This is a genomic window from Rhodovulum strictum (assembly GCF_009649175.1).
Classification (GTDB): domain Bacteria; phylum Pseudomonadota; class Alphaproteobacteria; order Rhodobacterales; family Rhodobacteraceae; genus Rhodovulum; species Rhodovulum strictum.
Genome location: NZ_WJPO01000021.1, coordinates 53,986 through 71,537 on the forward strand (window position 1 = coordinate 53,986; position 17,552 = coordinate 71,537).

General features: G+C 69.3%; 24 protein-coding genes. 18 read left to right on the top strand and 6 right to left on the bottom strand.

Annotated elements, in window-relative coordinates; translation table 11 throughout:
• Positions 1-6 precede the first annotated feature (6 nt).
• The 6 genes from GH815_RS13095 to GH815_RS13120 all read left to right on the top strand — a co-directional run bounded on the left by GH815_RS13095 (position 7) and on the right by GH815_RS13120 (position 3,026).
• A complete protein-coding gene (locus GH815_RS13095; protein WP_153749218.1) occupies positions 7-318 on the top strand; it encodes a head-tail joining protein in 312 nt (103 codons plus the stop codon).
• Complete coding sequence (locus GH815_RS13100) at positions 315-947, top strand: DUF6441 family protein (RefSeq protein WP_153749219.1); 633 nt, start codon at positions 315-317, stop codon at positions 945-947. The genes GH815_RS13095 and GH815_RS13100 overlap by 4 nt, the downstream gene beginning before the upstream one ends.
• Entirely contained in the window at positions 944-1,363 is a 420-nt protein-coding gene (locus GH815_RS13105; RefSeq protein ID WP_153749220.1) for an acyl-CoA transferase, read from the top strand. The genes GH815_RS13100 and GH815_RS13105 overlap by 4 nt, the downstream gene beginning before the upstream one ends.
• A gap of 24 nt (positions 1,364-1,387) precedes the next feature.
• Positions 1,388-2,329 (top strand): phage tail tube protein, encoded by a 942-nt coding sequence (locus tag GH815_RS13110; RefSeq protein ID WP_153749221.1) that lies wholly within the window; start codon positions 1,388-1,390, stop codon positions 2,327-2,329.
• Positions 2,329-2,784: a hypothetical protein gene (locus GH815_RS13115; RefSeq protein ID WP_153749222.1), complete on the top strand. Its 456-nt coding sequence runs from the start codon at positions 2,329-2,331 to the stop codon at positions 2,782-2,784. Before GH815_RS13110 ends, GH815_RS13115 begins: the two co-directional genes overlap by 1 nt.
• Positions 2,785-2,852: 68 nt before the next feature.
• Entirely contained in the window at positions 2,853-3,026 is a 174-nt protein-coding gene (locus GH815_RS13120; protein WP_229737643.1) for a DUF7697 family protein, read from the top strand.
• Here the strand turns inward: GH815_RS13120 and GH815_RS13125 are convergent.
• Both GH815_RS13125 and GH815_RS13130 read right to left on the bottom strand, forming a co-directional pair.
• Positions 3,016-3,396 carry a type II toxin-antitoxin system VapC family toxin gene (locus GH815_RS13125; RefSeq protein WP_153749224.1) on the bottom strand — a complete coding sequence of 127 codons (381 nt, stop codon included), beginning with the start codon at positions 3,394-3,396 and terminating at the stop codon, positions 3,016-3,018. The two genes, GH815_RS13120 and GH815_RS13125, sit on opposite strands and share 11 nt — an antisense overlap.
• Positions 3,396-3,608 (bottom strand): AbrB/MazE/SpoVT family DNA-binding domain-containing protein, encoded by a 213-nt coding sequence (locus GH815_RS13130; RefSeq protein ID WP_036179405.1) that lies wholly within the window; start codon positions 3,606-3,608, stop codon positions 3,396-3,398. The genes GH815_RS13125 and GH815_RS13130 overlap by 1 nt, the downstream gene beginning before the upstream one ends.
• A 69-nt stretch (positions 3,609-3,677) precedes the next feature.
• Between GH815_RS13130 and GH815_RS13135 the strand changes: the two genes are divergently transcribed.
• From GH815_RS13135 to GH815_RS13190, 12 genes are all read left to right on the top strand, one after another.
• Positions 3,678-6,095 (top strand): phage tail tape measure C-terminal domain-containing protein, encoded by a 2,418-nt coding sequence (locus GH815_RS13135; RefSeq protein WP_153749225.1) that lies wholly within the window; start codon positions 3,678-3,680, stop codon positions 6,093-6,095.
• A complete protein-coding gene (locus GH815_RS13140; RefSeq protein ID WP_153749226.1) occupies positions 6,095-6,721 on the top strand; it encodes a DUF2460 domain-containing protein in 627 nt (208 codons plus the stop codon). Before GH815_RS13135 ends, GH815_RS13140 begins: the two co-directional genes overlap by 1 nt.
• Positions 6,718-7,602, top strand: coding sequence for a DUF2163 domain-containing protein (locus GH815_RS13145; protein WP_153749227.1), 885 nt, complete (start codon positions 6,718-6,720; stop codon positions 7,600-7,602). Before GH815_RS13140 ends, GH815_RS13145 begins: the two co-directional genes overlap by 4 nt.
• Positions 7,599-8,045 carry an NlpC/P60 family protein gene (locus tag GH815_RS19230; RefSeq protein ID WP_343030863.1) on the top strand — a complete coding sequence of 149 codons (447 nt, stop codon included), beginning with the start codon at positions 7,599-7,601 and terminating at the stop codon, positions 8,043-8,045. Before GH815_RS13145 ends, GH815_RS19230 begins: the two co-directional genes overlap by 4 nt.
• 9 nt (positions 8,046-8,054) lie before the next feature.
• The gene (locus GH815_RS13155) at positions 8,055-12,020 is read left to right on the top strand and encodes a baseplate multidomain protein megatron (RefSeq protein ID WP_153749229.1); all 3,966 of its coding nucleotides are present in this window, start codon (positions 8,055-8,057) and stop codon (positions 12,018-12,020) included.
• 10 nt (positions 12,021-12,030) lie between these two features.
• Positions 12,031-13,107, top strand: a complete 1,077-nt coding sequence (locus GH815_RS13160; protein WP_153749230.1) for a DUF2793 domain-containing protein — start codon at positions 12,031-12,033, stop codon at positions 13,105-13,107.
• Positions 13,108-13,173: 66 nt separating this feature from the next.
• Complete coding sequence (locus tag GH815_RS13165; RefSeq protein WP_153749231.1) at positions 13,174-13,482, top strand: hypothetical protein; 309 nt, start codon at positions 13,174-13,176, stop codon at positions 13,480-13,482.
• Between the two features lie 132 nt (positions 13,483-13,614).
• Positions 13,615-14,295 (top strand): YcbK family protein, encoded by a 681-nt coding sequence (locus GH815_RS13170; RefSeq protein ID WP_153749232.1) that lies wholly within the window; start codon positions 13,615-13,617, stop codon positions 14,293-14,295.
• Positions 14,296-14,345: 50 nt separating this feature from the next.
• Positions 14,346-14,552 carry a hypothetical protein gene (locus GH815_RS13175; RefSeq protein ID WP_407072181.1) on the top strand — a complete coding sequence of 69 codons (207 nt, stop codon included), beginning with the start codon at positions 14,346-14,348 and terminating at the stop codon, positions 14,550-14,552.
• A 28-nt stretch (positions 14,553-14,580) separates the two neighbouring features.
• Positions 14,581-14,715: a hypothetical protein gene (locus tag GH815_RS19495; RefSeq protein WP_343030864.1), complete on the top strand. Its 135-nt coding sequence runs from the start codon at positions 14,581-14,583 to the stop codon at positions 14,713-14,715.
• A 57-nt stretch (positions 14,716-14,772) separates the two neighbouring features.
• Entirely contained in the window at positions 14,773-15,138 is a 366-nt protein-coding gene (locus tag GH815_RS13185) for a hypothetical protein (RefSeq protein WP_153749235.1), read from the top strand.
• 155 nt (positions 15,139-15,293) lie between these two features.
• On the top strand, positions 15,294-15,494 hold the full coding sequence (locus tag GH815_RS13190; RefSeq protein WP_153749236.1) for a hypothetical protein: 201 nt from the start codon (positions 15,294-15,296) through the stop codon (positions 15,492-15,494).
• Positions 15,495-15,510: 16 nt separating this feature from the next.
• Here the strand turns inward: GH815_RS13190 and GH815_RS13195 are convergent, their stop codons facing one another.
• The 4 genes from GH815_RS13195 to GH815_RS13210 all read right to left on the bottom strand — a co-directional run.
• Positions 15,511-15,876 (bottom strand): hypothetical protein, encoded by a 366-nt coding sequence (locus GH815_RS13195; RefSeq protein ID WP_211365082.1) that lies wholly within the window; start codon positions 15,874-15,876, stop codon positions 15,511-15,513.
• Positions 15,873-16,889 (bottom strand): DUF4236 domain-containing protein, encoded by a 1,017-nt coding sequence (locus tag GH815_RS13200; RefSeq protein ID WP_153749237.1) that lies wholly within the window; start codon positions 16,887-16,889, stop codon positions 15,873-15,875. The genes GH815_RS13195 and GH815_RS13200 overlap by 4 nt, the downstream gene beginning before the upstream one ends.
• Before the next feature lie 3 nt (positions 16,890-16,892).
• Positions 16,893-17,147, bottom strand: a complete 255-nt coding sequence (locus tag GH815_RS13205; protein WP_153749238.1) for a hypothetical protein — start codon at positions 17,145-17,147, stop codon at positions 16,893-16,895.
• Positions 17,148-17,262: 115 nt separating this feature from the next.
• The coding region (locus tag GH815_RS13210) for a very short patch repair endonuclease (protein WP_407072182.1) at positions 17,263-17,552 on the bottom strand (290 nt) is incomplete at its 5' end.

The window sequence follows — 17,552 nt, forward strand, 5'->3', positions numbered from 1 at the left end:
GCGCGCATGTCGGTCTTCGCCGCCGCCATCGACAACCTGTTCGCGGATCCCAATATCGCCCGCGATGCCACCTACGTCGCGGACGGTGGCGCACCGAAACTCGTCCGCGTGGTCACCCGCCGCTCGGACGAGGTCACCGGCTTCGGTGATGCCCGCCTCTGGTCTGAAACTACCCGCATTGACCTGCGCGTGGCCGAGGTGCCGAACCCGCGACCCGGCGACCGGATTGAAATCGAGGGCGATGCTTTCCTCATCCAGGGCGAGCCGGTCCGTGATCGCGAGCGGCTCATCTGGACTGTAGATCTGAGGCCGGCATGAGATTGCAGCTCGACATCACGCCGGACCTCGTCGCCTTGATGGCCGCCGAGATCAAGGCAGGCGAGCAGGCCGTCAGTCAGGCGGTCGGCGAGGCCGGCAACAGCGTGAAATCCTCCTGGCGCGCGCAGATCACCGGCGCAGGCCTCGGCCAGCGCCTCGCCAACACCATCCGCTCCGAGCAGTTCCCGAAAGGCCGACCCAGCCTCAGCGCGGCCGCGGTGGTCTGGTCGAAGGCCCCGGTCATCATCGGTGCCCACGACACCGGCCCGTTGATCCGCTCCCGCAACGGCTTCTGGCTGGCGATCCCCACGCCCGCCGCCGGGAAGTCCGCACGCGGTGGGCGCATCACCCCCGGCGAGTGGGAGCGGCGCTCGGGCCTGCGCCTGCGCTTCGTCTATCGCCGCACCGGCCCGAGCCTTCTGGTGGCCGAGGGGCGGCTGAATGCCCGCGGGCGCGCTGTCGCCAGCCGGTCGCGAACCGGCCGGGGCGTGACCACCGTGCCGATCTTCCTGCTCGTCCCGCAGGTGCAGCTCCGCAAGCGGCTGGACCTCGCTCGCGATGCAGCGCGGGCGCAGGAGGCGATCCCGGGCGCGATCGTTGCAAACTGGGTCGAAGGAAAGATCGGATGACACCCCGCGAAACCATCCTCTCGGCGCTGGCGGATCTGTTGCGCACGGTGCCGCATGTGCCGGTGCTGCGCAGCGAGGTGCTGCCCGAGCGCGTGCCCGCCGCTGGTTTGATGATCCTACGCGATGGCGATCCGGGTGAGCCTGGCGTCACGCTCTCGCCGCTGCGCTACCATTACCAGCACCGCGCCGAGATCGAGGCGGTCGTACAGGGCAATGATCGCGACACGACCTTCGCCGCGCTTTGCGCCAGCATTGGTGCCGTCATTGCGGGCGACCGCACTCTGGGCGGCCGCTGCGACTGGATCGAGGCGGAGGCTCCGCGCCCAGTCGATCTACCCATCGAGGGCGCGACCAGCCTTAAGGCGGCGGTGATCCCGGTGGTGCTGCATTATTCCACGGCCGACCAACTGGCCTGATCCCGACAACCCGAGGAGAAAACAATGGCACGAGCCCAGGGGGCGCGGGCGCTGATGGCGCTTGCGTTCGAGACGACCTATGGAACGCCGCCCGCGAGCGGCTTCACCCGCATGCCCTTCGCCAGCACCTCGCTCGGCGCCGAGCAGCCGCTCCTCAACTCCGAGCTTCTCGGCTACGGCCGCGATCCGCTGGCACCGATCAAGGATGCGGTGACTGCCGATGGCGATGTCGTCGTGCCGCTCGATGCGGAGGCCTTCGGCTTCTGGCTGAAGGCGGCGTTCGGTGCGCCGACGACCACGGGCGTGGAAGCGCCGTACACCCATGAGTTCCAGTCCGGCTCCTGGACGCTGCCCAGCATGTCGATCGAGACCGGCATGCCCGAGGTGCCGCGCTACGCGATGTATTCCGGCTGCGTGCTCGACCAGATCACCTGGCGGATGCAGCGCTCCGGCTTGCTGACGGCAACGGCGCGGCTGGTAGCGCAGGGCGAGACGGTCGGCACCACGACAAGTGCGGGCACACCGGCGGCGCTGGAGCTGAAGCGTTTCGGCCATTTCAACGGGGCGATCACCCGCAACGGCTCGGCGCTCGGTAACGTGGTCTCGGCCGAGATCACCTATGCCAACAACCTCGACCGGATCGAGACCATCCGCTCGGACGGGCGCATCGACGGGGCGGACCCCTCCATCGCCGCGCTGACCGGCCGGATCGAGGTGCGGTTCGCCGACCAGACGCTGGTGACGCAGGCGATCAACGGCGAGGCCTGCGAGATGGAATTCGCCTACGTCCTGCCCTCGGGCGAGAGCTTCACCTTCACCGTGCACGCCGTCTACCTGCCGCGCCCGCGGATCGAGGTTTCCGGGCCGCAGGGCGTTCAGGCCACCTTCGACTGGCAGGCGGCCCGCGACAGCGTCGTTGGCCGGATGTGCACCGCCACCCTCGTGAACGACGTGGAGACCTATTGATGCTGACGCTTGATCTGACGAACGCGCCGCGCTGGCATGACCTCGGCCCTGGGGTGCGGGTGCAGCTGCGTTCGCTGACCACCGCGCTGATGGTGGCAACGCGCAGCGATCCCGCCGTCGAGGACGTGCCCGAGGAGGCTTCCGACGAGGAGCGCGCCGTCGCCTTCGCCAAGGCGCTGGCCCGCCGCGCGGTGCTCGCCTGGGAGGGCATCGGCGATGCCGACGGCAACGCTATCGACCCCAGCCCCGAGACCATCGACGCGCTGCTCGACGTCTGGCCAATCTTCGAGGCCTTCCAGCTGACCTACGTCTCGAGGGGCCTGCTGCTGGAACAGGAAAAAAACGCCTCCGCGCTCTCGCCGAATGGTCCTTCGGAGGGGGCGAGCGATACTGTCAAGCCTGCGCACCCTACGAGGGCCGCGAGCAAGCCTGCCCGGACTGCCCGGCGCGGCTGAACCGTCCGGAAACGCCGGAGGGTTGGCAGATCTGGGACCTGGTCGGCCGTCTCGGCGGCCAGCTGCGCGTGCTGCCCGGCGCGGTGATCGGCTGGGACATGTCGGCGGCGCTCGCGCTCGGTGACGCCCTCGGCGTGCCGCCGCTCGCCATGGCCGAACTGCTGCCCGTCATCGAAGCGGTGATGGTGCGGAAGCTGAACGAGGAGCTGGCGGCAAATGGCGCCCCGGGTTTCAGGCCTTGATCTTCTCGATCAGGGTGACGCCGGGCAGCCCCTGGAAATGTGCGTCGCAGGTCAGGAGCGTCGCGCTTTGCGCGCGCGCAGTTGCGAAGATGATGGCGTCTGCGGTTGCCAGCTTATGCTCCCGGCAAGCCTCCGCTGCCGCCAGCGCGATCTCGGTGTCGAGCGGCACCACATGGCAGACCTGCGTGAAGGCGATCACCTGATCGGCCTTGTCCTCGCCGACCTCGCGGGTCAGCCATTTCGCCAGCTCGAGCTGGACCATGGTCGGGACCAGCCATTCGCCCTGTTCGGGCAGGTGTTCGGACAGCTTCTCGCCGGTCGGCGAGCCGATGAGCCACTCGATCCACGCCGACGTGTCGACGAGGATCATCAGAACCGATCCGTCCGGTCGCGATAATCGGTGGCGGACGCGCCGCGCGCGAGCCCCTTCAGCGCCTCCCGCTTGGGCACCGGCACAAGCAGGACGCCCGTGCCTTTCGGGATGAAGGCAAAGGTCAGCCCGGCCTCCCAGTGCTGGGCGGCCCGGATCGCCTTGGGAATCGAGATCTGGAACTTCGAGGACAGGGTCGCAGTCTCGGCCATGGTCATACCCTCACTTGATCGATGGCACAAACGTAAGATGCCCATCAAGCGAAAGCAAGGACTCCGAGCATGGCAGAAAAACGGGTCAGCGTCCGCCTCGCGGCCGTGGGCGGACGGCAGGTGCGCGCCGAGCTGGAAGGCGTGGGCGAAGCCGGGTCGCGCGGCTTCGGACGGCTCAGCCGCGAGATGGAAGCGGCCAACGCCCGGCTCGCGGCTTTCTCGCGCCGGGTCCGGGTCGCGGCAGCCGCCGCCGTGGCCGCTGCTGCAGCCGCGGGCGTGGCGATGATCCGGTCCGGCCTACAGACAGTGGATACGCAGGCCAAGCTCGCGCAGTCGCTGGGAACCACAGTCGCCTCGATCCAGACGCTCGAGCGCGCGGGCGAGCTGGCGGGCGTTTCCATGTCCGGCATCGAGCAGGCCACCAAGGACCTGACGCGCCGTCTCAGCCAGGCAGCCGTCGGGACCGGCCCTGCCGCCGACGCGCTCGACCGGCTCGGACTGTCCGCCACCGACCTGATCGCGTTGCCGCTGGACCAGCGCGTGGGTGCGATCAACGCGGCCATCGAGAACTTCGTGCCTGCCGCCGAGCGCGCGGCCGTGGCAGGTCAGCTTTTCGGCGAGGAAGGCTCCATCGCCATGTCGCGGATCGACACCGCGACGCTGCGCCAGGCGACGGAGGACGTGCTCGCCTTCGGCGTCGTCGTCTCGGAGCAGGATGCCGATCAGATCGAGCGGACGAACGATGCGATCTCCCGGCTTGGGCTGATCTGGCGCGGTCTGTCGAACCAGCTGGCCGTTGCCGCGGCTCCGGCGTTGGAAGCCGTCGCCAACGCGATGGCGGCGGTCGCCAGCCGCACCGGCCCGCTTGGCATCGCGATCCGCGGTCTCTTCGACAACATCGGCCGCCTGACCACCTATGCCGCCACCTTCGCGGCCTTCCTCGCGGGCCGTTGGGTCGCTGGCATGGCCGCTGCTGCGCTCTCCGTGCGCGGCCTCGCCACGGCGCTGGTCGTCCTGCGTGGGGCGCTGATCCGCACCGGCATCGGGGCGCTGATCGTCGGCGCGGGCGAACTCGTCTACCAGCTCACCCGTCTCGTCTCCGGCGCGGGCGGCTTTGGCGAGGCCATGTCGCTCCTGAAGGAGGTTGCCGTCGAGGTCTGGGAGCGGATCAGGATGGGCGCGGCTGCGGCGGGCGCTGCGGCAACGGCGATGTTCTTCGACCTGAAGGCCGATGCCGCCTCGGGCATGCAGAGCGCCATCGAGAGCGTCGTCGGATTCGGCAACACCGCCGCCAACACGTTCGAGGGTGCCTACGAGGCGATCAAGGCGATCTGGGGCCTGCTGCCGGCCGCCATCGGCGATCTGGCGTTCCAGGCGGCGAACAGCCTCGTCGACGGCGTCGAGGCGATGCTGAACGGCGTGGTCTCGCGCATCAACGGCTTCATCGGCGGCATCAACCAAGGGCTGGAAGCGCTCGGGTCCGAGCGCCGCATCTCGCTGGTGCCCGACCTCGACCTTGGCGAGATCGAGAACCGCTTCGCGGGCGCGGCCAGTGCTGCCACGACAGCTGCGCAGGCGGCGTTCGACCGTGCGTTCGAGGACAACCCGCTCACCGCGCCCGATCTCGGTCTGACCGATGCGGCGAACCGCGCGCTCGACTCCGCGAACCTCTATCGCGGGGCCGCGCGCGATCTGGCGGAAGGGGCACGTGCACCCCTCGAAAGCTGGCAGGCGCTCCGCGACGCGGTCCGCGGCACCGACCAGGACAGTGCCGATGCGCTGACCGAGGCCACGGGTGCTGCCGAGCGGCTGGAGACCGCGCTTGGCGATGCCGGGCGCGCCGCAACAGGTGCAGGCGCGGCGGCCGGAGCTGCCGCCGCTGCAGCGGAGCCCGCGACCGAGGCCGCCGTCACCGGGTGGCAGGCGGTCACGGCAGCGCTGTCGGATTACGCCAGCAAGGCCCGCGACATCGGTGGCGACATCGGCCAGAGCCTCGTCGGCGCTTTCCAGTCGGCCGAGAACGCGGTGGGCCAGTTCGTGAAGACCGGCAAGCTGAACTTCCGCGATCTGGTCACCTCGCTGCTCGCCGACCTCGCCCAACTGGCCGCGCGGCGGTTCATCCTCGGGCCAATCGCCAATGCGCTGTCGGGCGTCTTCGCCGGCGCGGGCGGCATCTTCGCCAACGTCCTGCATGCGGGCGGGATGGTGGGGTCCGCGGGGTCCTCGCGCATGGTCCCGGCCATGGCCTTCGCCGCCGCGCCCCGGATGCATTCCGGCGGGATGGCCGGGCTTCGGCATGATGAGGTGCCCGCAATCCTGCAGCGCGGCGAGCGGGTGCTGTCGCGGCGCGAGGCGCAGAGCTACGGCGCGGGCGGCGGCGTCAACGTCACGATCATGGCCCGCGACGCCGAAAGCTTTCGGCAGTCCCGCACGCAGGTCGCGGCGGATATCGCCCGCGCCGTGTCGCTCGGGCGGAGGGGCATGTGATGGCGTTTCACGAGGTCCGTTTTCCCGACAACATCAGCCGCGGCGCGCGGGGCGGCCCGGAGCGGCGCACCCAGATCGTCGAGCTCGCCTCGGGCGACGAGGAACGCAACGCCAGCTGGGCCAACTCGCGCCGCCGTTATGACGTCGCCTATGGCATCCGCCGCGCCGACGATCTGGCGGCCGTCGTGGCTTTCTTCGAGGCGCGGAACGGTCGGCTGCACGGCTTCCGCTTCAAGGACTGGGGCGACCACAAGTCCTGCCTGCCCTCGGGAACGCCGTCGCCCACCGATCAGTCGATCGGCACCGGCGACGGCACGACCACCGCCTTCCAACTAGTGAAGCGCTACGCCTCGGGCGCGCACTCCTGGACGCGCGCCATCGCCAAGCCGGTGGCGGGGACTGTGCGCATCGCGCTTGGCGGGGTCGAGCAGCCCTCCGGCTGGTCGGCCGACACCGCCACCGGCGTCGTCACCTTCAGCGCCGCGCCGGGCGCTGGCGTCGCGATCACTGCAGGCTTCGAGTTCGACGTGCCCGTCCGCTTCGACACCGACGAGCTCGATGTGACGCTCGACCTCGAGCGGCTCGGCTCGATCACCTCCATCCCGCTTCTGGAACTGCGCCGATGAAAAACCTTGATCCCGACCTGCAGGCCCATCTCGAAGATGGCACGACGACGCTCGCCTGGTGCTGGCGGATCGCGCGGGCTGATGGTGCAAGTTTCGGCTTTACCGATCACGACCGCACGCTGGGCTTCGATGGGACTGACTTCGAGCCCGAAAGCGGGCTCACGGCCTCCGAGGTCCGAACGGGCTCGGACTTGTCGGTCGATGCGCAGGATGCCGAAGGCGTGCTGACCTCCGACCGGATCACCGAGACCGACATTCTCGACGGCCGCTGGGACAACGCCGAGGTCGAGGTCTGGCGGGTGAACTGGTCTGATCCCGGCCAACGCGTGCTGATGCGGCGGGGCGCCATCGGTCAGATCCGGCGCGGGCGGCTCGCCTTCGTCGCCGAGGTTCGCTCGCTCGCGCATGTCCTCGGCCAGACGGTGGGGCGGACCTTCCAGGCGACCTGCGATGCCGCACTCGGCGATGCGCGCTGCGGTGTCGATCTGGAGGCCCCCGCATTCAAGGGTACGGGCGCCGTCATCGACATGCTGCGCGACCGGGCCTTCACCGCCTCGGGCCTCGGCGGCTTCGCCTCCGGCTGGTTCACCTTCGGCACGCTGGATTGGACGAGCGGCGCGAACACGGGACGGCGCACCGAGGTGCTTGGCCATGACGTCACGGATGGCATTGCCGTGCTGACGCTGCTCGAGGCGCCGGTTCGCGCGATCGCCGAGGGCGACGGTTTCACGATCCGCGCGGGCTGCGACAAGCGCATGGAGACCTGCGGCGCCAAGTTCGCGAACACCCCCAACTTCCGCGGCTTCCCGCACATCCCCGGCCAGGACGCCGTGCTGCGCTACGCCACCAAGGACGGCGGCCACGAGGGAGGCGTGCTGTGACGCAACCTCCGGCATCGGCCGACCCGGCGCGCGTCATTGCCATAGCGCGCTGCTGGCTCGGCACGCCGTACCACGACCAGGCCAGCCTGCGCGGCGTCGGCTGCGATTGCCTCGGGCTGGCCCGGGGCGTCTGGCGCGAGGTGGTGGGCCCCGAGCCGTTCCCGATCCCGCCCTACAGCCGCGACTGGGGCGAGGCCGGTCCGCGCGAAGTTCTGGCCGAGGGAGCGCGCACCATGATGATCGAGGTGTCGCCCGCCGAGGCCGGTCCCGGCGCGCTGGTGCTCTTCCGCATGAAGCCCCGCGCCATCGCAAAGCATGTCGGGATTCTGACCGGCCCAGATACCTTCCTCCACGCCTATGAGCGGCTCGGCGTGATCGAGGAGGCGCTCACCCAATCCTGGCGGCGGCGGATCGCCTTCGCCTTCCTCTTCCCGCAACGCTGAGACCTAAACATGGCAACGCTTGTCCTCGGCGCGGCCGGCGCCGCCATTGGCGGTTCGATCGGCGGCGCGATCCTTGGTGTCAGCGCCGCCACCATCGGCGGCTTCATCGGCTCGAGCATCGGCTCTGTCGTCGACAGCTGGATCATCTCCTCTCTGGCGCCCACGCAGCGCATCGAGGGCGCGCGGCTCGACACGCTGCGCGTCACCTCGGCCACCGAGGGCGCGGTCATCCCGCGGCTCCATGGCCGGATGCGAATGGGCGGCAACATCATCTGGGCGACCGATTTCCGCGAGGAGACGAAGACCACCACCCAGGGCCGCGGCAAGGGCGGCGGAGGCGGCAAGGTCAAGACGACCGAGTATCTCTACTACGCCAGCTTCGCCGTGGCGCTCTGCGAAGGCCCGATCACGGGCATCGGGCGCATCTGGGCCGACGGCAAGCCGATGGACCTCTCCGGCGTCACGTGGCGCTGGTATCCCGGCGACGAGGTGCAGAGCCCCGATCCGTTCATCGCGGCCAGGATGGGCGCCGCCAACACCCCAGCCTATCGCGGCACGGCCTATGTCGTCTTCGAGGAGCTGGCGCTGTCCACCTACGGCAACCGCCTGCCGCAGCTCTCGTTCGAGGTGTTTCGCCCGCTTGCCGATCCCGACACTGCCGAGGGGCTGACCCGCGCCGTCACCATGATCCCGGCATCGGGCGAATTCACCTACGCCACGCAGGCGATCCGCAAGACCGATGGCGGCGCGACACAGGCTGAGAACCTGAACGCGCTGGCCGACTCCACCGACATGGTGGAGGCGCTGGACCGCCTTCAGGCGATGGCCCCCGCGGTCGAGAGCGTCAGCCTCGTGGTGGCCTGGTTCGGCGACGATCTGCGCGCAGGATGGTGCAAGGTGCGGCCCGGCGTCGAGGTGTCGGCCAAGTCGACCACCCCCGCCAGCTGGTCGGTCAATGGCGTCAGCCGCGCCAACGCCTTCCTCGTCAGCCGTGACGAACAGGACCGCCCGGTCTACGGCGGCACGCCGTCCGACTTCGCGGTGGTGCAGGCGATCCAGGAGATGAAGGCGCGCGGGCTGCGGGTGACCTTCTATCCCTTTATCTTGATGGACGTCCCGCCCGGCAACACGCTGCCGAACCCCTATTCCGACAACGCCGCCGGGACCGGTCAGCCCGCGTTCCCCTGGCGGGGGCGGATCACCTGCTCTCCGGCGGCAGGTTTCGCCGGGACCGTGAACAAGACCGCCACGGCCGCAAGCCAGGTCGCGGCGCTGTTCGGCGCAGCCACGCCCGCGAGCTTCAGCGTCTCGGGTCAGACGGTTTCGTGGACCGGCACGCCCGGCGACTGGGGCCTGCGGCGCATGGTGTTGCACTACGCCCATCTCTGTGCGGCGGCGGGCGGGGTGGACGCCTTTCTCATCGGCACCGAGATGCCGGGGCTGACGACGATCCGCTCGGGCGCCAGCACCTATCCGGCGGTGCAGGCCTACCGGGATCTGCTCGCGGATGTGCGCTCGATCCTCGGGTCCGGGACGAAGATCGGCTACGCCGCGGACTGGAGCGAGTATTTCGGCCACCAACCGGGTGACGGATCGGGCGATGTGTTCTTCCACCTCGATCCGCTCTGGGCGGATCCGGAGACCGATTTCGTCGGGATCGACAACTACATGCCGCTCTCCGACTGGCGGGACGGCTTCGAGCATCTCGACGCGGCCGAGGGTTGGCCCGCGATCTACGACCGCGCCTACCTGCAGGGGAACATCGCGGGCGGCGAAGGTTTCGACTGGTTCTATGCCAGTGCGGCGGACCGGTCGGTGCAAGTGCGCACGCCGATCACGGACGGCGCCGCCAGCAAGCCGTGGGTCTTCCGCTACAAGGATCTGCGCGCCTGGTGGTCGAACGCGCATTACGACCGCCCGGGCGGGGTGGAGAGCGGCACGCCGACGGCGTGGGCGCCGCAGTCAAAGCCGATCTGGTTCACCGAGCTCGGCTGCCCGGCCATCGACCGGGGCACGAACCAGCCGAACGTCTTCTTCGACCCGAAGTCGTCGGAGAGCTTCACGCCGCATTTCTCGCGGGGCTGGCGGGACGATGCGATCCAGCGCGCCTATCTCGAGGCGACCTATCTCTGGTGGGGCACCCCGGCGAACAACCCGCTGTCCCCGGTCTACGGCGGCCGGATGGTGCATGTGCCGGAATGCGCGGCCTGGACCTGGGATGCGCGGCCCTATCCGTTCTTCCCGGCGCTGACCGACGTCTGGACGGACGGCGCGAACTGGCGGCTCGGGCACTGGTTGACCGGGCGGCTCGGTGCAGTGTCGCTGGCCGCGCTCGTGCGGCACCTCTGCCTGCGCGCGGGGCTGCCCGAAGATCGCATCGATGTCACGGGGCTCTGGGGCGCGGTGGAGGGTTACGCCATCACGGCGCTGGAAAGTCCGCGCGCCTCGATCACCACGCTGTCGCGCCACTTCGGCTTCGACGCCGTCGAGACCGAGGGGGTTATCCGCTTCCGTCTACGCGGCCGGGCCTCCGTCGCGACCCTCGCTCCCGACGATCTGGTGGCCGCCCGCGAGGGCGAGGTGCTGGAACTGACGCGTGGCCAGGAAACGGAACTGCCGCAGGCGTTGAAGTGGCAGATCGCCCGCGCCGATGAGGACTACGACGCGGCCCTCGTCGAGGCGCGTCGCATCACCGTGGACACCACCCGGATCGCGTCCGAGCCCTTCCCGATGGCCGTGCCGCCCGAGGAGGCCGAACGCCGCTGCCGCCGTGCGCTGATGGAGGCGTGGGTGGGGCGCGAGACGGCAGCGTTCCGATTGCCGCCCTCGCGCCTGGCGCTCGATCCGGCCGACGCGATCCGGCTCGCGCATGACGGGCGACTGGTCGATCTGCGGCTGGTCTCCATCGCCGACGCCGAGGCGCGCGGCATCGAGGCGGTCCGCCAGGACCGGGCGACCTACGATCTGCCGCCCGGCGATCCCCGCGCAGCGTCGCTGACGCGGGCGGTCGTGTTCGGCGCGCCGGATGCGGTGCTGATGGACCTGCCGCAGCTGACCGAGGACCAGCCCGCGCATCGGCCGATGGTCGCCGCGCATGCAGTTCCCTGGCCGGGCGAGATGGCGGTGTTCCGCAGCCCTTCGACCGATGGCTTCGAGCTGCTGACCACCTTCGGCAGTCGCGCCCGGATCGGGACACTGGTCTCGGACTTCTTCGCGGGGCCCACCTCGCGCTTCGACCTCGGCAATGCGCTGGTGGTCGATCTGCTCACCGGCACGCTGGAGAGCGCCACCGATCTGGCGCTGTTCGGCGGCGCCAACGCGCTCGCCATCGAGAGCGCGCCCGGCGTCTGGGAGATCGTGCAGGCGGGCGCTGCCGAGCTGCTCGCGCCCGGTCGGTATCGGCTCACCCGGCTCCTGCGAGGCCAGCGCGGCACGGAAGGCGCCATGGGCAACCCGGCGCCCGCTGGAGCACGGGTGGTGGTGCTGGACGACAGCCTCGCCTCACTACCAATCGCCGAGGCCGATCTGGGCATCCCGTGGAACTGGCGCATCGGCCCCGCCAGCCGTCCGGTCAGCGACGAGACCTACGTGGCAAAAGCCTTCACTCCTGCTGGCGTCGGGCTGCGGCCGTTCTCCGTCGCCCATGTCGAGCAGCCCTGGCGCAGGCCGCACACCCCCGGCGATCTGACGATCCACTGGACGCGCCGGTCCCGAGCGCTGGCGGCCGACAGCTGGGGAGGCCTGGAGGTGCCGCTGGCCGAGGAACTGGACGCCTACGATGTCGAGATCCTCGACGGCGCCACCGTGAAGCGGGTGCTGAGCACCGCCACCACCAACGCGGTCTACACCGCCGCCCAGCAGAGCGCCGACTGGGGCGGGCCGCTCGGGCCCGGCGACACGCTCGACATCCGCATCTGCCAGCTCTCCGCCCTCGTGGGGCGGGGCGCGGCCAAGACCGTCACGCTGATACTCTGAAGGCCATCCCATGTCCGACGCCACCACCCATCTCCTGCTGCCCTACATCCTCGCGGCGCAGGCCCAGAAGCACGTCACCCACAACGAGGCGCTGCGGATCCTCGACGGACTCGTCCAGCTCTCGGTGCTCGACAGAGACCTGACTGCGCCGCCCGCCAGCCCCACCGATGGTGACCGCTACATCGTCGCCTCCGGCGCGACGGGCGACTGGGTGGGCTGGGACCTGAACGTGGCGCTGTTCACGGATGGAGGCTGGCTTCGCCTACCACCCCGGAGCGGCTGGCGGGCGTGGGTCGAGGACGAGGACTTGCTGCTGGTCTACGATGGCGCGAGTTGGACCGGCGCCACGCCGGCAACGCTGCAGAACATGGAGCTGCTCGGGCTCGGCACGACGGCGGATGCATCGAACCCGTTCTCGGCCAAGCTGAACGCGGCGCTCTGGACAGCGAAGACCGTCGCCGAAGGCGGGACCGGCGATCTGTTCTACACCATGAACAAGGAGGCCGTGGGCGACGATCTCGGGCTGACCCTCCAGACCGGCTTCGTGACCAAGGCGCTGGTCGGGCTCTTCGGCTCAGACCGCTTCCGGCTCGCGGTCTCGGACGATGGCAGCACCTTCTTCGACGGGCTCAGCGTCGACAACGCCACCGGCATCGTCGACCAGCCGCGGCTGCCCCGGTTCAAGGCATACACGAACTACGACAACTATGTCGGCGTCGGGACCTGGACGAAGATCGGCCTGAACAACACCGACTACAACGATCAGGGGGCTTTCGACGCGGCGAACAACTACTTCGTGGCGCCTGTGGACGGCACCTACCTATTCGGCGCGACGCTGCTCTACAAGATCAACGCCAGCGCCACGGCCCGCATGCGCGGGCGGCTGGTCCTGAACGGGACGACCGAAATCCGCGGCTCCCTCGGCGAAATCTCCGCCACCCACGTTTCGCTCGCCACCGCGATCTGGCTGCAGACGATGGTGCCGCTGACAGCCGGCGATACGGTCGAGCTGCAGGGGTATTTCCGGGTCGCCGACGGCTATTTCGCCGCCGATCACACGTCCTTCTGGGGCTGCAAGGTCGGCTGAGCAGGTCTCTCTCCCAGAAATCCTGACCCGCGCCGGTCTCACACCCGACAACCAGAGCACACCACCATGACAGACCGCACCACGCTGTTGCAGGAGGTCGGCCAGGCGTTCCGCGACAACGGCCTGACCGCCGCCGTCACCGCGCTGATTGGCGGCTTCATCGCCCTGCTCGCGGCCGTCACGCGACGCGCGTTCACCAATGACGCCATGCTCGCACGTCTCGACCGCGAGCTCCTGATCGAGCGGGATCGGGTGGACAGGCAGCGCGCCGAGGATCGCAAGGCCGATGCCGACCGGCTGGAGCGGATGGAGGGCGACATCCGCGCCATGCGCAACCTGATGTTCGAAGCCTTCCAGCGCCGCCGCGACGACTGACGCCAACCCGGCGCCCAGCGCCCCGGTCGACCGTCTCTCCACGTCCACGATCCTGATCACCTCACCCCCCCCCGCCGCCCCAACAGCGGCGGGGTCCGCTTTCGCATGTCCAACGCTCCGAGGAGGCCTCCCATGCCCGACCCTGTCCGCACCTTCCGTCACTTCCGCGATGTGCCCCTGCACCTCTGGCGCTGGCCGAACTTCTCCCCCGCCGAGATCGCCTGCCGCGGCTCTGGCCAGCTGAAGCTGCATCCCGCCGCGCTCGACAAGCTGCAAGCGCTGCGCGACCGGCTTGGCAAGCCGCTGATCGTCCGCTCCGCCTATCGTTCGCCCGAGCACAACCGCGCGGTGGGCGGGGCGCCGCGCTCGAAGCACATGGATGGCACGGCCTTCGATATCGCCATGTCGAACCACGACCCCGCCGCCTTCGAGGCCGCTGCGCGGGAGGTGGGGTTTCTAGGCTTCGGTGCCTACCCGCGCTCGGGCTTCATGCATATCGACCTCGGCCCCGCCCGCGCCTGGGGCGATCCCTTCCCGCCCCGCGCCGTCCCCTTCGCCGCCGAGACCCCGCCAGCGCGCGAGACACTGGCCGCAAGCCGCACGCTGCGCGGCACGGGCGCAGCCGGGGTTGCGACGGTCGGTGCCGCCGGGGTCGAGGTCGCGCAGGAGGTTCTGGCGGAGGCACAGGGCGCGATCCTGCCGCTGGTGCCGTATCTGGACACGTTGCGCTGGGTGTTCATCGCGCTGGCGCTGGGCGGGATCGCAGTGGCGGTCTGGGCGCGCCTCGACGACTGGAAGAAGGGCCTGCGCTGATGTGGGCCAGCCTCCTGGCTGGGCTTCTTGCCCGGCCATGGGCGCGGCGAGTGGCTGCTCTCGCCCTCGTCGCCCTCACCATCACCCTGTTCATCCTCAACCTCCGCCGCACGGCCGAGCGCGCAGGCCGCGCCGCCGAGCGGCTGGAAACCCTGGAGCGTAACAATGCCATCCACCGCCAGATGCTGGACGCCGCCGCGCGCCGCCCTCGCAGCCGCGACGATCTTCTTGACCGGTTGCGCGACGGCGGGTTCTGACACACCGCCCAGCGCCTGCCCGCCCGTGGTGGCGTACAGCCAGGCAGAACAGGAACGCGTCGCCGAGGAAGTCGCCGCACTGCCCGAGGGTGCGCTGATCGTGACCTGGCTCGCCGATTACGCCGTCCTGCGCGACCAGGCGCGGGCATGCGCAAGAAGGTAGGCTGGAGCGCCGTTCGAAATCGTGGCGCGGTGGCCAGCCAGAAGCTATTCTCAAGCCATGAATGAGGCTGACGAAAAACGCATTGCGGCGAAGCTGGCCAGGATCATGGCCATGCTCTGCGTGCGCAACACGAAACTGGAGACGCTGCATGCCGGACTCACCCCTGTCACCCGGACCGGCGACTATTCGGACGTCTTTGTCCACGATGCGGACGGTCGGCGCATTCCCTGGACCGACGTCTCGCGCATCGATGACGCCGAGATGCGCGCATTGATGCAGGACATCGTCAACCGCCTCTACACCTTCCATCTCGAAGCTGACGATCCCAAGCTGCAGGCAACCATCGAGCGCTGGATGGGCGCCGCAGCGACATGGGACGAGCCGGAAATCGATCCCAGGATGATCAGTCGCGGGCAAGAGTAGCGCAGCGACGGACAGACCACGACCTGTTCGAGGATAGCCGAACCGTAGGGCAAGTGCCCTGCAGGGCCCTCCCTCGCCCACCTCCGACATTCAACTGGACTACGCGCGCAGGCCACGCCTGATGTCGTGGTGCCGCGTCAACGGAGCCGCACGGAATGATCCCGAAATACCCCGACATCATCGTCACGCTCACCGGTCAGGACGGCAACGCCTTCGCCATCCTGGGTCGCTGTCGCGCTGCCGCTCGCGATGCCGGGCTCTCTGACGACGAGATCGCCGCCTTCATGGACGAGGCCATGGCGGGCGATTACGACCATCTCCTGCAGACCGCGATGCGCTGGTTCGAGATCAGGTGATCCGAGCCGATCCGCTTCAGGATGGAGCGTCGGCCCGCGGCCCGAAGACCGCCGCACACTCGGCCTCCCATGCCGCACGGTGCTGCCGGGGCTCCTCCGGAAACCGGCCAAGCGCCACCGCGAGATCGAAGAAGCCTCGCCGAGGCATGTCGCCCGCGCGGCTGATTACCAGCGCGGCGATCATCGGCGGGCCAGCGGCAGCATCCTCGCGCATGGTCTCCTCGAGGGTTGCGGCGACGCGCTGGATCGTGCCGGGCGGTTGCAGGCCGAGTGCCGTGGCCAGTCCCTGATAGGTCAGGCAGGGGTCGACCGGGGTGCGACGCGACAGCAGCGCCCGCACCTCGGCCACCAGCGCGGTCGGTTTATCACCCGCGTCGATCACTCCCCGAGCCCAAGCCGTTCACGCACATCCTCGAACCCCGGATCCTCGGCATAGACGCGCTCCAGCTCGCGCCGTGCCTGCGCCTTGCGGCCCACCTGATCGTAGAGCACCGAGCGCTCGTAGCGCAGCTGGCGTAGGAGGGTGTCGGCACGGTCCTTGCGTCGGCGCAGTGCGATGGTGAACACGTCGATGGCGGCGTCAGCCAGACCTAGCCGGGCGAGCGCACGGCCGCGGTAGAGCAGGAGCGCCGTTTCCACCGAAGTCTCGTTCGCGATCCCGACACTCAGGGCGACGACCCGCTCCAACTGTGCGCGGTCCGCATCGTCATCAAGGATCAATTTCGCGAGGGACAGCATGACCACCGGATCACCCGGTTCGATCACCAGCAGCCGCTCGACATGGCGCATCGCCGCTGAGAGGTCCCCGGTGAGCTTCGCGATTTCTACCAGCGCCAGCCGCGTGCCGCGCTCGCGCGGGCGGGCATGGGCGTCGACCTCGGGCGTCACTGGAAAGGTTACCTGCGCTGCGATCCCGTACTTGTCCAGCTGGCCACCCAGCCGGTCGAGCCCGCCCAGCGCGGCCTCCAGATGGCGCCGCGCGGGCGCGAACTCCTCGCGCCGGAGCCGCAGCATGCCCGCCATCCAGGCGGCATCGGGCAGGCTGTCAGCCTTCTCGAACTCGCCAAGCGCGGCCCCCTCGTCGCCCGCATGCAGCGCCTTCAACCCGTCGACCAGCGCGCGCTCATCCGCAGGCGTGAACAGCCGCTGGAAGAACCCGAGGTCGAGCCGGTCGCGGTGGGCGACACGGGGCGCATTGGCGGATGACGGACGGCGCGGCTCATGCACGGTGTAGAAGAGGCCGGTCCCTGGAAGACCCACTGTCGACCGGTTGCCACGCGGGCTGACGGTGTACTTCGCGCCTCGCGGGCCGAAGGACAGCGACGCCGTCGATTTGGACAGGTTCAGCGTGACCCCGGGAGCAATCCGGATGCGGCGCCAGAAGCGGAAGGACATGGCTCAGCCCCCGCGGGCACCGGCAGCGATCCGGTCGAGCGTGTCCAGCGCGTCCTCGAGCGTCTTCACGGCACCGAACTTTTCCATCTCGGTCATGTTCGGGTTGGACCGGATCGCCCCTGTGCCACGCACCAGCGCCTCGCGTACAGCCGCACCGCGATCCGGCGTGCCCAGCACGATCTGACCCATCAGGATCTGGATCAGCATGTTCTGGGCCACCAGCTGCCCCGCGAAGACCTGCGTGTCGTTGCTCTTCATGATCGTCGTCGAATCCCTGCGGCCTGGCCGAGGCCTGCCATCTTCAGTTGCGTTCTCGATGCCTTATAGGCAGGGAAGCGGACGAGGCCAAATCGGCAGGAGCCATCGCCTGCCATCATCCGGGATCCGTTTTGCCGATTTCCAGCTGCCGGTTTTCGGACAGAAGCCATTCCTCGATTGCCGCAGCAGTCTGCTCGACCGACTGCGGCTTTCGCAACGCGCATTCCCATATCGTTGCCACGCGCCACCCATCTGCCACCAGCGCATCGCATGTCGCACGATCACGCCTGACATTCGCGGCGAACTTCTCTGCCCAGAACTCGGGGCGGGTCGCGGGCGTGGTCGCATAGCGGCAGCCTTCGTGACGGTGCCAGAAGCAGCCATGCACGAAGATGACGGCCCGGT